We start from the raw sequence: 14,232 nt of genomic DNA, 5'->3' as shown, positions 1-14,232 counted from the left end.
CACGCCGCCCTTCACGTTCTGAATTCATCGCTGGAGCACCATCGCCGGATCGTCATTCAGAGCATATGCCCTACACCTACCGCTACGCCCTGCGAATTCATCGTGACATAGCCCGCGCGACCGAACTCGCGCTCACCCTGCAACGACGCGCCGATTGCCACACCAAATTTAGTTTTCCAGGTCGAAAATAGCCTGCAGGCCGTTTCATAGTCATCCGAGCTGTTGATTCCTCACCGCGAAGGGCCCGTCCCGATCAGCGCCGGCATACCACCGTGCTCCCATGCGCCGGGAATCACACTGTGGATGTGCCAACATCTACCGAATCACGCCGTCCGCTTGCCTCACCGAGTTCAAACGCGAGGCGGCGCAACGCCTTCAGGCTCGACCTTAAGCAGGTTCGTGACGTCTGCGGAAACGCGACGATCCAGTTCAATCTGACGGACTCGCTTCGGGAGACGTGGCCGCAGCTGTACGGCGGCATCCAGAAGGCGCGCGAATGCATCTAACTTGGGCGATGCGGGCTGCTGCTCGGCGTCGCTGAAAGCCGATGTCATTCGTGCAATCTCCATAATTATTGCAAAAGCAACCAAACAATGATCAAATTAGACTCCACAACAGTTGTTTTTGCAACCTATTTCAATCAACCGCTGGATTAGGAATTACCCGAATGAGGACCGCTCGCCAGCCAATTCATTGCAGCAGCGTCGACATCCACACTGATGTCGTTCCCCATGGGCTTCTGGGACGGTGATACCTAGCCCGAGTCCTGCAAGGCGCTGCTGGATTGGGGTCATGTGAACGGATAGTCGGTACCGCCATCACGCGGCTTGAGTGAGCGCACGAATAGCCGTCGTGTTGTAGGGCCGATCGTCGTAATAGAGCGTCTAGTTGGCGTCGACCAGCACCACCGGTTTGACACCCCGGGAGCGCCCCTTGGAACTCCCACGAGAACTGCATGCGCGATAGCAAGGTTTGGGGCGCACCGCCGCCATGGCTGAGCGCGACACGGAAACGCAGGAACCGCGATCGCGGAAGGAATCCAGATTAACGCTTGCTTCGCGCAGTTAAGTTTCTGAATACCTAAACCGCTTGTGACGCATACCAGATGGCCCGCCGACATCAACAGTTTCCCCGCTGTCAGATTTGCTGTACATTGGCCAAACTGACATATCCTGTGCCGTCTACATCCATGTGCCGTGCCGCCATCCTCTCCTATGCCGATTGCTACGTTTCTAATCTGGCGGGCTTCGCTGACGTCCTTCAGATAGCCAATTCGCACTTGCGGCGGCAACTGGGAGCTGGCACTCCGCAGTTTGAATGGCGCTTCGTGTCGACTGATGGCCTGCCTGTCACAGCAAGCAACGGGCTGCAGTTCAATACGCAGCCGATCCGCCCACGGGAGAAGTTCGACCTGGTATTTGTCCCAAGCGCGCACTATGCGGGCGGCAAAGCGTTTGACCGGTTATTGGCACGGCAGGCTGCGGCATGCGATTGGCTTGTCACTCAGTGGCGAGCAGATGCCTATCTGGCAGCGAATTGCAAGGAACCTTTGTCCTTGCCGAAACAGTCCTGCTGGACGGACGGCCTGCCACAACATCCTGGTGGTTAGCAGAACAGTTTTGCAGTCGGCACCCCAAAGCTGATCTGCAACTTGAGCCCGTCATTACCGAGGCTGACAGGTTGATCTGTGCGGGTGCCTCGGCGTCTTATCTTGTTCAGACCGTCCATATCATCGAACGGTTCTCGGGCCCTGTCATTGCGTCGCAGTGCGCCAAAACCATGTTGATCGATGTCAGCCAGACCAAGCAAACGCCTTATCTTCCGCTGCTTACCGACAAGGCTCATGCTGTCGGAGATGGCAAGCGACCTCAGTATGAGCGAGCGGACAATCATCCTTCGGTTTCAGGCCGCATTAATTCAATCGCCTCTGCGTTACTAGCAAACCCTGCGCATTGAGGCCGCACGAGGTCTGTTCGAGGCGGGAGATCTGAACGTTGAGCGAATCGCTGCTCAAGTCGGATACAACGACACAAGCTCCTTTTGCAGGTTGTTCAGGGAGAAGGTGGGTCTCAGCCCTGGGGCTTACCGAGGTCGGTTTCGTTTGCCGGCAACATCGGAGCATAAACCTTAGCGTTCAGCGGAACTCAGCATGCCGCTTTTCGCGAAAGGCGTTGACCCCTTCGGCGGCGTCGGGCGTGGCTTTACACACCGACGCAGCAAATTCGTGCGCAAGCTCGGGCTGCCCCGACTCGACCATGCGCAATAGCCGCTTACCGACGGAAAGAGAGGCCCTGGACTGACGTTGAAGCAGAGCGCAAATCTCAGTTACACGCTCGTCAAGCTGTTCTTGCGGCAGTACCTGGTTAACAACTCCCCATTCAGCGGCTCGAGCAGCCGTAATGGGCTCGCCAAGCAAAACAAGCTCTCGCGACCGACTGGTGCCGACCAGAGCGGAAAGTCGCTGGCAGCCCATCCAGCCTGGAATCGCGCCCACGGATGCTTCTGGAAATCCGAGCATCGCGTCTGTGGAGGCATATCTGAAGTCGCACGACAGCGCGAGTTCCAATCCACCGCCGAGCGCACTGCCGGAAAGCACCGAGATGGTCGGAACGTCGAGTTCCACAATGCGCCGGAAGACGCGGTTTCCGGCCCGAATGAAGCGGCTCCCCATTTCTTCGGGGTCAATATCCCCCCACTCGCCGATGTCGGCACCGCTGCAGAAAAAGCGTGAACCTGTCGAGCGGAACACCACCACGCGTACGTCTCTCGCGATCTCGATCTGGCCGAGCGCGAAATCGACATCAGCGAGCATCGCCATCGTCAAGGCGTTGTGCCGTGCCGCGCGGTCCAGCGTGATTGTCGCGACGCGCCCGTCAATATGGAAGAGGATGTTGGAACCGGACATGAGTATGGGCTTTCGCAAATGAAAGATGGGAGGCCGCTCGGCGGACCGCACTGGCCGCGCAGAAGGCCGAGGACCGTCTTTATTCACCTTCCTCATGCGGCAGCCCGAGCTTTGCGTAGTCGTGGCCAAGCAACGCGCACAATGCCTCGACAATCAATTCGTGATCCTCGCGCTGCGGTAAGCCGGATACCGTGATCGAACCAATTACGCCAGCACCCCGCACGGTCAGAGGAAAACCACCGCCGTGGGTGGCGTAGTCAGCGTTCGACAAACCAAATTTGTCGGCGAGCGTCGAAGCGCACTCCGCTAGACGCAGACCAACCGCGTATGAGCTGCATCGGAACTGCGCGACGGTGTTACTTTTGCGGCACACCCAGTCCGCATTGTCAGGAGTTGCACCAGCGAGAGCGCAGAAGAAAATCGAATGGCCGAAAGTACGCACGTCGATCGCAATCGCCATCCCTCGAGCCTTCGCGAGTTCGTGCAGACGCGTTCCAATCTGCCAGCCGAAATCGGCGTCAAAGTGCGGTGCCACAAGCAGCTGCTCCTGTTGCGCGATCTGGTGAAGGTCTCTGGTAATGTTCATATCGCAATAGACGGAGCGAGTCCGCCCTCAAGTGTAAAGTTAATTAAATCGTAGGCGCGAGCCAGATGGCGGTTAGTCGACAAGCGGGACGAACTTGAGAATGTGCTCAGCCACGCAAACCAGATCGCCCGCCTGATTGACCACTTCCAGCTTCGACACGGCACGCCGCTTCTCCTGGTCGACTGCCTGGACACGATAGGTATAGGTCAGTGTGTCGCCGATCAGCGCAGCCTTGAGGAACCGAATCCGGTCATATCCGAGCGAAACGGGTGTCTCCCCTGCGTCACGCAATCCTGATAAGCGCTCCACTACCTCAGTCGAGCAGTGCGACATCCATGCAACGAGCAACGCACCATGCGCGATGCGCGTTTTGTAAGGCGATCTGCCCATGATTTCCACGCTCATATGAGCCGGAGAGAAGTCACCGCTTATTCGCGCAAAGTCGTTAATGGCGTCAGCCGTAACCTCCTTCGTCAAAACGACCTGGTCTCCCACGTCCAGATAGAAACGACTGCCCAAGATGTTGCTCCAAAGAGAAATCGAATAACGTTCGATAGAACGCAGCAACAACCTCGATCGCTGCACGATCGATTCTGCCCTCTGCCCTCTGCCCTCTGGCGTCAACGCGATGCGTCTACCGAAAATGCGGTGAAGTCAGCCCTAGTCTTCGACGATCGAATCACAAGCATCAGCACCCATGCCACGAGATAGGCCGAGCCGCACACGACAAACAATATGTTGTAACCCGAGTTTATGGCCGCAAGCGCCTTAAAGTGATCCAGAAGCGCGCCCACGAACAATGGGAAAAGAGTTCCCCCGATAGCGCCTGCCATGCCGCCGATGCCGACCACCGACCCGCCAGTTTCTTCGGAAACATGTCAGACGCCGTCGTAAAGAGGTTCGCTGACCATCCCTGGTGCGCCGCGGCTGCAAGGCTAAGCAACCCGACCATCGCCCACATGTTGTCGATCCAGGGCGAGAAAGCGATGGGCACGACCAGAAACGCCAGTCCCAGCATGGCGCTCCGTCGAGCCCGTCGAACGCTCCAGCCTCGAGAGATCAATTTTGAAGACAGCCAACCTCCGGAAATACTTCCAATCGAGGTAGCCACATACACGACGATAAGAGGAAGTCCCAGGTTTTTCAGGTCAAGGTGATAGCGGGAAGAGAAATAGGAAGGAAGCCAAAACAACATGAACCACCAGATCGGATCCGTGAGCAACTTGCCCACGATAAAGGTCCATGTCGCACGCAGTCTCAACAAGGAAAACCAACTCACTGGCTGACGGCGATTGTCGTCCTCGCTGCGGTCGTCCTCGATGTATTTCAACTCGGCGACCGAGATTTTCCGGTGTTTCTGCGGCGCGTAATACATGACATACCAAAGGCCAAGCCAGATGAACCCAGTCAACCCGGTCACCAGAAACGCAGCTTGCCAACCATACGTCCCAGCTATCCAGGGAACAAACGCAGGCGCTGCCACCGCGCCGATGCTGGTCCCCGACGTAAGAATGCCAACGGCCAATGCTTGTTCTTTTCGGGGAAACCATTCGGATACCGACTTTACCGCCGACGGAAAATTGCCTGACTCGGCCAGCCCAAGAAGGGAACGCATGAGCGCAAACCCGAGCGTGTTGCGCACCAGCGCATGTCCGCAGGCGGCCACGCTCCAGATAAGCACGCAGACTCCGTAGCCAATCTTGACTCCAAACCTGTCGATCAATTTTCCGGACAGGATAAGTCCGAATGCATAGCACGCCGTGAAGACGACTACCATGTAACTGTAGTCAGTTTCGCTCCAGTGAAATCGAATGGCGAGTCCTGGCTTGAGAAGCCCGAGGACTTGTCGGTCCAGATAGTTGATCGTAGTCGCGAAAAATAGCAGCGCGCAAATACGCCATCTATAGTTTGATCTATCCACCTGTAATCTCCAAAAGTCTTTGGTAGACCCTGCGAGACCTGGACCATTTACGTGCAGGGACCCTGTATGAAGAGTGGGACCAGAACCAGTTCTACGCGGATTGCGGCGCCCAAAGAGTGGGTCCACCAGCCTCTTCATACCCAAGTGGACCGCTTCGGCTTACCAGTTCGAGGAACTGCCCCCATGGGCTCCGCAGATATACCCACGTAAGACCCTTCATCGGTCCAGACTCGACGTAGCTTGGCCCCTCCAGCACGTCCACGCCCATCTCCCTCAAGTTATCGGCTGCGACCACAGCATCATCGACCTGAAAGGCAAGATGAAAACCACCCACTTCGCTGTTGCGCTTGAGCGCGGATTGCTGCGGCTCACCTGAGTATTCGAATAGCTCAAGGTTTGCGCCGTTTCCACAGCGCAGCACCTTGATGTTTTCGATGCGGCAATGCTCCGGAACACCCAGGCGCCGCGCCATGTACGCGTTATCCGCGACGACTGGTCCCGTTTCGATGGCAGTGACCGCACCAAGAGCCTTCTCAAAGAAACGCACGGCTTCGTCAAGGTCTGGGACCGTCAAGCCGACGTGCTCCATGCCGTAGAATTTCATCATTTATTCCCGTGTGTTGGCGCCAGTGCGAAGATCGGTTCATTCACTCCACCTGCAAAACGCATCGTGAATGCGGTGTCGGTTAATACGCCGGCTTGATCGAGTCCACGTTCGCCTTTGTCACGCGCACCGTCGGCAAGACGATTTTGGGTGGTACCTTTTCGCCTTTCAGGATTTTGAGCGCAACAGCCATGCCCTCCGTGCCGGCCGGCGGATACAGCCACGTGGCCGCTTCATCGCCCGCCCGGATTGCATCGAACTCCTCCTTCTGGCCGTCGAGCCCAGTGACCTGGATCTCCTTGGACCGTCCGCTTTCCTTGATGGCCTGGATTGCCCCTAGCGCCATCTCCCCGTTCGCGGCGAACACCATGTCAAGCGAGCCTGGCGGGTGCGCCTGAAGGATGTTTTGCATGACCGCATACGCTTTGGGCCTGCGGTAATCACCCGGCTGCGACGCAACGACCTTGATGTCCGGATATTTCTTGATAACGGACAAAAAACCGCCGACCCGATTCAGCGATGTCTCGTCGCCGGGAATGCCTTCGATAACCACGACATTGCCCTTGGGTTTGCCGTACTTCTGAGTCAAGCTGTCGACAAAAAATTGCCCCGCGTCGACACCCAGGCCGCGGTTATCCCCGGAGACCATGGTGACCGCCCCCGCATTTTCGATTGGCTTGCCAACGAACATGTACGGGATGCCGCGCTCTTTCAAACTCTCCAATTCCTGACGCAAGCCCTCTGCTTTGCCCGCCTGAACCATTAGCAACTTGATGCCCTTCGACTGCATATCCTCGATGCCAGCAATCTGTGTCGCGACATTGCCCTGTCCGTCGGTGGCAAGAAGCCTGATACCAGCAGCGTCGCATCCTGTCTGGATTTGCTTACGCTGAGTCGCGAGCCACGGATGGTCCAAGCTCTCCTGCGAGAGTCCGATTGTTTCCGACGCGGCCCAAGCCGCGCTCATGGCACCGAACAACAATGCCGTCGCAGTCAAGGTCAGTGCCATTTTTGCGTATTTCATTTCGTCTCCTTTGTGTCGGGTGACCTATCGGCCCCTGGAACGACTAAGCTGAGCATGAATCAGGACTGCTATCACGATGATGGCGCCCTTCACGATCAGTTGTGTATAAGCGGGAATGTTAAGAAGGTTGAGCAAATTGTTGAGTACTCCGATCAGCAGCACGCCGATAATGGTCCCGCCAATACCACCAGCGCCGCCGGCAAGACTCGTCCCGCCCACGACCACAGCCGCGATTGCGTCGAGTTCGAGGCCCTTCCCGAGATTCGCCTCCCCAATGTTCAATTGCGCCGCCATAACGATGCCACCCAGTCCGGCGAAGAGCCCGGACAAGCAGTACGCGATCACGCGAACCCGATCAACTGCGACGCCCGAGAGCCGGGCCGCTTCGATATTGCCGCCGACTGCGTAGATATGGCGTCCGTAGCGTGTCTTCTTCAGGATCACCGTCGAGGCCAGCGCCATCAGGACGAACAGAATGGCCTGCACCGGAACACCGCCGAGTCGACCGCGGCCGATCCATCCGAGTGAAACAGGCACTCCGATCACCGGTTGACCATCCGAATAGGCAAGGCCGACACCAACGAGCGCCGTCATCATGCCGAGGGTGACAATGAACGGCTGGATGCGGCCTTTGGTGGTGATAAAGCCGTTCACCCAGCCGCAAGCCAGCGCCACAACAATGCCGCCAGCAAGCGATGCCACAGGTCCATAAGGTTTAAGGCCTGCAACGGCGAGTGTCGTCAACGCGAGGATCGACCCGACTGACAGATCGATACCGGCGGTCAAAATGACGAACGTCATGCCTAGCGCAGTCAGCCCCACTACCGACACCTGTCGCACTACGTTGAGTAGATTGTCAGGTGTCAGAAAGAACGGTGATGCCAACGATGCTGTGATGCAAAGCAACAGAAAGATTGCCAGAATGCCGTAGCGCTGAACAAGTTCGAGGCGTCGATATGCCTTGTTCGAGAACCGCTCGCTGGAATTGACATCCGATAGTGATTCCGCAGTGGCCATGATTACCTCGCGATCATTTGTAGGACAGATTCTTCGGTCGCTCCAAGCGCCACGGCTTCACCCGTGACCACGCCGTCGCGCACGCCGACAATGCGGTCGGCCATGCCGATCAGTTCCGGCAATTCCGAAGAAATTAGGAGTACCGCTTTCCCTGAACGCGCAATTTCATCGATGAGCCTGTAGAACTCAGTCTTCGCACCCACGTCGACACCGCGTGTCGGCTCGTCCAGAATCAGAAGCGAAAAGGAATGCGCCATCCATTTTCCGAAGACAACTTTTTGCTGGTTGCCACCGGAAAGCGTGATGACCGGCACTTCCAGGCTTGAGGCTGACACCGCCAGTTGCTTACAGACTTTCGCAACCCGCTGTTGCTCCTTACGTCGATCGACAAAACCGAACCGGCAAATGCTGCGCAACGTGGGCAAAATGGCGTTCTCGCGAATGCTCAGGCCCAGCACGAGCCCTTGCGACTTACGATCCTCCGGAACAAGCGCGATACCTGCCGCGATAGCCTGCGACGGAGATGCCGGCCGATGCCTTTGGCCGCGCAGCGAAATGCGGCCGCCCGTGACGTTTTCAAGGCCAAAAATGGCTCTTGCCACCTCCGTCCTGCCCGCACCGACGAGCCCGGCGAGGCCCACCACCTCACCCGCGCGAACGTGAAAGGTGACATCCCGTACGCGTTGCTCCAGACGCAAACCCTCGACCTCAAGCACGATTTCGCCGGTCGCTGCCGGTCGCTTTTCGGGAAAGCGCGTATCGAGCTCACGACCCACCATAAGCTGGATCAGCGCATCCCGGCTGAGCTCGGCGACCGGTCGCGTGCATACCGAGCGCCCGTCCTTCATCACCGTGCAGGTATCGCAGAGATCGAAGATTTCATCCATCCGATGCGAGACATAGATGATCGTCACACCCTCGCTGGAGAGCTTTCTGACCACGTTATAAAGCAACGTCATTTCGTGGTCGGATAGCGTTGCCGATGGTTCGTCCATGATCAGCACGCGCGCGGATACGGCTAGCGACTTTGCAATTTCCACGAGTTGCTGTTCGGCGACAGATAGAGAACCGACACGTCGGCGGACATCGATTGGCGCGCCGATGCGCTCCAGCAGAGCCTGCGCTTCTTTACGCATGGACTTACTCTCAAGCAGTCCGTTTTCAATGCGCTCGCGCCCGAGGAAGATGTTTTCGGCGACGTTCAATCCGGGGATCAGGTTGAACTCCTGGTAGATCGTCGACACGCCGGCAGCCGCGGCCTCGCTGGGCGAACCCGGCGCATAAGGTTGTCCGTCTAGCAGCAATTCACCTTCGTCCGGTGCGACCGCGCCACTCAGGATCTTGATGAGCGTCGACTTCCCTGCGCCGTTCTCACCGACTAACGCATGGACCGCCCCTTTGCTGCACGCGAAGGCAATCTGATCAAGGGCGCGCACACCAGGGTAAGCCTTACTGATTCCTCTTACTTCAAGTGCATTCATAGCGCACCTCTTGAGGTTGCGACGCGAGAAGATCGATCGCTCAGGCGACCTGCAACTGAATCTTCAACACGCTCTTGTCTTCCGCGAGACGCGCGAATGCGTGTTCGACGTCGTCGAGTCGATAGATCGTCGTCAGAAACGGGGCTACGTCGACGCGCTTGTAGCCGAGCAAAGTGGCGGCCTCGTGCATGTCGTCGCCCATTCCCGCAACGCTCGCCTGCACGCCCTGTTCACGCAGAACGAAATCAAGCGCCGAAATGCGGAAGGTGTGACCCGGCTTGGCAAGGCCGAATGCGATCACACGACCGCCGGGGCGGATCAATGCCAACGCCCGTTCATAAAGTTCAGTCGAACCGACGCTCTCGATCGCGACGTCGACACCGCGGCCATCGGTTGCATCCCGCACAGTAGCTTCCAACTGCGCTGCGTCGGTCACGACGAAGTCCGCGCCGAGTTCTTTCGCGAGTTGCGCGCGCTGCTCGTTCGGCTCGGCCACGATGATAGGTGCCGCGCCTGAACGCAGCGCCAGCTGCAAGTGCATCTGACCGATCGGACCTGCACCGATTACCAGTACGCTCTCGCCGAGCCGTAGGTGACTCTTGCGAAACGCTCGCACGATGCATGAGAGCGGTTCGACCATCGCGCCCTCTTCAATCGGCATCGCAGCCGGCAACGGAACGACAGCATAGGCCGGCACCCGCACGTACTCGGCCATGCCGCCGTTCACGTGGATGCCAAGTTGAACCATCTGTACACAATTGAGAATTTCATTCTTGCGGCAGTAAAAGCAACTGCGGCACCCAAGATTGATATCGGCGGTCACCGGCTGACCGAGGTGCAGCCCTTTCACCTCTGAGCCCACCTCGGCAATCGTTCCGGAAAATTCATGCCCGGGAATCAAGGGCAACCGATCGGCCGAATAATTGCCGTGATAGATGTGCAGGTCGGTGCCGCAGATACCGCATCGCTCCACCTTGATCAACACGTCGGACGCACCGCATTCAGGAACCGGCACGTCTCGCAGTTCGAACTGCTTCGGTGCGATGAGTACTGCTGCTTTCATGACTTTCTCTCTGACGATAAACGCGAGGACGACATGGCGAACCGTGACGGTGATGCTCGCAAGTGAGTGGCGAGCCGGGCTATTCGTTACTGCCCGGCGGCTGTCCGCAGCTGGGTCCTATTGAGGGGTCGGTGCGTCCTGCCGGATCAGCTCGCGGCGCTTCAATTCGGCCCAGAACGCCGGTGGAATGTCGGCACGGAACGTCTGCAGGTTGTCTTCCAGTTGCGCAACCGTACGCACGCCGGGGATGTTGGTCGGGATGGCAGGATGGCCGAGAACAAACTGCAGCGCCGCCGCCTTGAGCGGAACGGAGTACTCCTCGCAGACCTTCTCGATCTTGCGCACGCGTTCGAGAATGGGCTCCGGTGCGGGCGAATAGTTGTACTTGGCGCCCGGCACTGCGCCAGTCGCGAGAATCCCGCTGTTGTAGCCCCCACCGAGAATCACCGACACCTGGTTCTTCTCGCACAGCGGCAGGAAACCATCCAGTGCGTCCTGTTCGAGCAGCGTATAGCGGCCCGCCAGCAGCAGGCAGTCGAAATCCTGCCGGCGAATCGCTTCGTGTGCGACCTGCCACTCGTTGACACCGAGACCCACCGCTTTCACGACCCCCTGATCACGCAATTTCAGCAGCGCCTTCGACGCACCCGCCATCGCCGCATCAAACATCTCCGGCTGCCGCTTCCCATGGGTAAAGACGTCGATGTCGTGAATCAGCGCAATGTCGATGTGTTCCAGCCCCAGACGCTGCAGGCTGTCTTCGATCGAACGCATCGTGCCGTCATAGCTGTAGTCGAAGACGGGTTCGAATGGCAGCCCGTCAACCCACGGCTCAAAGTTGATCTCGGCGCGCTTGCGCGGCTTCAGCAGGCGCCCTACTTTCGTCGACAGCACATACTGGTCGCGGGGATACCAGCGCAGTCCCTGACCGCAGCGCGCCTCGCTCAAGCCGTGCCCGTACATGGGTGCAGTGTCGAAGTAGCGTACGCCTGCGTCCCACGCCGCCTTGATCAGGGCAGTCGAATCCTCCTCACTGATCGGCCTGAAGATGTTGCCGATCGGCGCAGCGCCGAAGCCCATCACGGTTGTCTCGAGCCCTGAACGTGGCCATTTACGCTTCGCTACCGGATCCATCCTTGTCTCCTATGTCGACGGGAGTTGGCGCTTTAGCGTCTTACTCCCGTCCCATGCAACCTGTTGCCCTTGAGTTGATCTGCCTATCCGATTTGGCTTTATGTAACTCACCGGATAGTTACTTAAGGATCATATTAGGCCGAGTAGACGTATCCTTCAAGGGGGTTTTCCCTGGATTTGGGAGGGTTTCGACGGGGCGCTTGGGCCCCCGTTGCGGCACCCTGGCACCTGCATGATCAGGGTATAAGTCGCAGGAAAGAGGCAATCGCCTCCACCGAGCTTTCAAGTAGATAATGGCCCAGATGCGTAGTGAGACCGCGTGCCTCAGCGTCTTCCAGCAAGCGCGTTTGCGCGGGCTTCATGATGAGATCCGCAACCACCGCGTCTGGACGTGCGCCAGCAAGGTCGATCGGCAGCGGATCTCTAGCCCGCATGCCGCATGGCGTCGCGTTAACAATAAGGTCGTGCGTCGCCTGCGCAAATGGCCCGCTTCGGCGAATAAGCGTCTGCCCGTCACGCGAGCGCAATGCATTTTCCAGTCGTTGCAGCGATTCCGCATTGCTGTCGAACAGGTCAAGTGATGCAACCCCTGCATCGACGAGTGCGTGTGCGACTCCTGCCCCTGCGCCGCCGGTTCCCACAAGAAGCACCGACTTGTTACGCACGACATGCTTGCGGGCGTGGAGGCCCTGCACGAAGCCGATTCCATCGAACATCGCGCCGGTCCACGAGCCGTCCGCTTCCCGGCGCAGACAGTTCACGCCGCCCGTCTGGCGTGCTGCTTCGGACAAGACCGCGGCATAAGCGGCGGCAGCCATCTTGTGCGGCACGGTGACCACCACGCCCGCCAGATTGACAATGCCGCGCAAGCCGTCGAGCGCGGCACCGAGTTTTGCCGGTGGCACGTGCAGCGGAATCAGCACCGCATTCACGGCGTGCCGCTCGAACAGCGCATTGAACAGTTCGGGTGACTTCGCTTGGGCGATGGGATCGCCCAGTATCGCGACGATCTTTGTTTCTCCGTCGATCTGCATCAGGATCGCTCTCCATGTCGAAGCGTGATGCGTTCGATCAATTGCTGCACGCGCAGCGCGTCGTCGCCGACGATGGACGGTGCATGATCCTCTCGGACAGCAGCACAGAAATCCTTGATCAGTTCACGATGCGCGGTGTGAGAGAAGTCCATGGGTTTCGCACCGAAACCCGACGAAGAGGGATCGTGGAATTCATCGGTGCTGCCATCGTGGAAGACCACGCGCAGAGAACCGCCTTCGAGCATGGCGGTACCGTTTTCGCCGACCACTTCGATGCGCTCGGGAAAGCCTGGAAACGCAGCGGTGGTGGCAAGCACATAGCCGGCGGCGCCGGTTTCAAATCTGAGCGTAGCGCTTGCGAAGTCCTCCGCTTCCATCGAATGCAATAGGGTCGTCGTAGTTGCGCCCATCACGGATGACACGTCGCCTGCCAACCACATCAGCAGATCGAGTGAGTGGATCGCCTGAGTCGTCAGTACGCCGCCGCCGTCGCGCGCATACGTACCCCGGCCCGGTTCGTCGTAGTAGGACTGCGGGCGCCACCATCGCAGATCGAGACCCGCATACGCCAGCGGGCCGAGTGCGCCGCCCTGAACCAAAGCGGCAAGCCGCTGCACCGCCGGGCGAAAGCGGTTCTGAAACACGACACCGAGCCGGACGTCGGCGTCGCGGCACGCTTGCACCAGACGTTCGGCGCGTTGCGTTGAGATGTCGAGCGGCTTTTCCAGCAGTACGTGTTTACGCGCAGCCGCGGCCTGCAGGACGAGATCAAGATGCGTGTGAGGCGGTGTCAACACCAGAATGGCGTCAACGCTGGGATCTTTAAGCATTGCGTCCAGCGATTCGCCGAGTGGAAAGCCGTACTGGCGAGCGAACGCTTCGAGCCGTTCACGCGAGCGGCCCAGCACGCCGACCACTTCGACTTCGTCCCGCAGATCGTTGAGCGCGAGCGCGTGAGGTGTGGCGGCGAGCCCGACGCCAACGACCGCAATCCGGGTTTTGTTCATTCCGGGCTCCGTGTTGATACAGCGCTAAACCGACGCGGTCAGTTCAGGCACGATGTCGAACAGATCGCCCACCAGGCCGTAATCGGCGACGCTGAAAATCGGCGCTTCCGGGTCCTTGTTGATCGCCACGATGGCCTTCGAGTCCTTCATCCCGGCCAGATGCTGGATCGCACCCGAAATGCCCACCGCGACGTACAGTTGGGGAGCCACGATCTTGCCAGTCTGGCCAACCTGGTAGTCGTTCGGCACAAAACCCGCGTCCACTGCAGCGCGCGAAGCACCGAGTGCCGCGTTCAGTTTGTCCGCCAGCGGTTCGAGCACCTTGGTGTAGTTCTCGCCGCTGCCCAGACCACGGCCACCGGAAACGATGATCGACGCCGAGGTCAGTTCCGGACGGTCCAGCTTCGTGACTTCACGGCTCACGAACTGCGACAGGCCGCTGTCCGCTGCCGCTTC

15 protein-coding genes are annotated in these 14,232 nt (G+C 58.7%); 2 read left to right on the top strand and 13 right to left on the bottom strand.

Features of this window, described 5'->3' with window-relative positions; all coding sequences use genetic code 11:
- The first annotated feature begins 1,536 nt into the window (after positions 1-1,536).
- Both P3T40_RS41950 and P3T40_RS41945 read left to right on the top strand, forming a co-directional pair.
- Complete coding sequence (locus P3T40_RS41950; protein ID WP_429273551.1) at positions 1,537-1,956, top strand: hypothetical protein; 420 nt, start codon at positions 1,537-1,539, stop codon at positions 1,954-1,956.
- The gene (locus P3T40_RS41945; RefSeq protein ID WP_429273581.1) at positions 1,946-2,131 is read left to right on the top strand and encodes a helix-turn-helix domain-containing protein; all 186 of its coding nucleotides are present in this window, start codon (positions 1,946-1,948) and stop codon (positions 2,129-2,131) included. The genes P3T40_RS41950 and P3T40_RS41945 overlap by 11 nt, the downstream gene beginning before the upstream one ends.
- A 3-nt stretch (positions 2,132-2,134) precedes the next feature.
- Here the strand turns inward: P3T40_RS41945 and P3T40_RS41940 are convergent, their stop codons facing one another.
- The 13 genes from P3T40_RS41940 to P3T40_RS41880 form a co-directional block, all read right to left on the bottom strand.
- Positions 2,135-2,905: an enoyl-CoA hydratase/isomerase family protein gene (locus P3T40_RS41940; protein WP_429273550.1), complete on the bottom strand. Its 771-nt coding sequence runs from the start codon at positions 2,903-2,905 to the stop codon at positions 2,135-2,137.
- Positions 2,906-2,984: 79 nt separating this feature from the next.
- Positions 2,985-3,491, bottom strand: coding sequence for a heme-degrading domain-containing protein (locus P3T40_RS41935; protein ID WP_429273549.1), 507 nt, complete (start codon positions 3,489-3,491; stop codon positions 2,985-2,987).
- A gap of 72 nt (positions 3,492-3,563) precedes the next feature.
- Positions 3,564-3,986: a MaoC family dehydratase gene (locus P3T40_RS41930; protein WP_429273580.1), complete on the bottom strand. Its 423-nt coding sequence runs from the start codon at positions 3,984-3,986 to the stop codon at positions 3,564-3,566.
- A gap of 256 nt (positions 3,987-4,242) precedes the next feature.
- Positions 4,243-5,412 (bottom strand): MFS transporter, encoded by a 1,170-nt coding sequence (locus P3T40_RS41925; protein ID WP_429273548.1) that lies wholly within the window; start codon positions 5,410-5,412, stop codon positions 4,243-4,245.
- Between the two features lie 91 nt (positions 5,413-5,503).
- Positions 5,504-6,019, bottom strand: coding sequence for a VOC family protein (locus P3T40_RS41920; protein WP_429273547.1), 516 nt, complete (start codon positions 6,017-6,019; stop codon positions 5,504-5,506).
- A 79-nt stretch (positions 6,020-6,098) separates the two neighbouring features.
- Positions 6,099-6,983 (bottom strand): substrate-binding domain-containing protein, encoded by an 885-nt coding sequence (locus P3T40_RS41915; protein ID WP_429273579.1) that lies wholly within the window; start codon positions 6,981-6,983, stop codon positions 6,099-6,101.
- An 81-nt stretch (positions 6,984-7,064) separates the two neighbouring features.
- The gene (locus tag P3T40_RS41910) at positions 7,065-8,057 is read right to left on the bottom strand and encodes an ABC transporter permease (protein ID WP_429273546.1); all 993 of its coding nucleotides are present in this window, start codon (positions 8,055-8,057) and stop codon (positions 7,065-7,067) included.
- Between the two features lie 2 nt (positions 8,058-8,059).
- Positions 8,060-9,538: a sugar ABC transporter ATP-binding protein gene (locus P3T40_RS41905; RefSeq protein WP_429273545.1), complete on the bottom strand. Its 1,479-nt coding sequence runs from the start codon at positions 9,536-9,538 to the stop codon at positions 8,060-8,062.
- Between the two features lie 40 nt (positions 9,539-9,578).
- Complete coding sequence (locus tag P3T40_RS41900; protein WP_429273544.1) at positions 9,579-10,601, bottom strand: zinc-dependent alcohol dehydrogenase; 1,023 nt, start codon at positions 10,599-10,601, stop codon at positions 9,579-9,581.
- A gap of 117 nt (positions 10,602-10,718) precedes the next feature.
- Positions 10,719-11,735, bottom strand: coding sequence for an aldo/keto reductase (locus tag P3T40_RS41895; RefSeq protein WP_429273543.1), 1,017 nt, complete (start codon positions 11,733-11,735; stop codon positions 10,719-10,721).
- 236 nt (positions 11,736-11,971) lie between these two features.
- On the bottom strand, positions 11,972-12,769 hold the full coding sequence (locus P3T40_RS41890; RefSeq protein WP_429273542.1) for a shikimate dehydrogenase family protein: 798 nt from the start codon (positions 12,767-12,769) through the stop codon (positions 11,972-11,974).
- Complete coding sequence (locus P3T40_RS41885; RefSeq protein ID WP_429273541.1) at positions 12,769-13,776, bottom strand: Gfo/Idh/MocA family protein; 1,008 nt, start codon at positions 13,774-13,776, stop codon at positions 12,769-12,771. The genes P3T40_RS41890 and P3T40_RS41885 overlap by 1 nt, the downstream gene beginning before the upstream one ends.
- 24 nt (positions 13,777-13,800) lie before the next feature.
- Positions 13,801-14,232 (bottom strand): electron transfer flavoprotein subunit alpha/FixB family protein (locus P3T40_RS41880; protein WP_429273540.1); only part of this gene is annotated, 432 nt, incomplete at its 5' end.

Origin of the sequence: Paraburkholderia sp. EB58, assembly GCF_050436665.1 — a bacterium.
In the GTDB taxonomy this organism is placed as follows: domain Bacteria; phylum Pseudomonadota; class Gammaproteobacteria; order Burkholderiales; family Burkholderiaceae; genus Paraburkholderia.
This window is presented reverse-complemented; position numbering and strand designations above follow the sequence as displayed.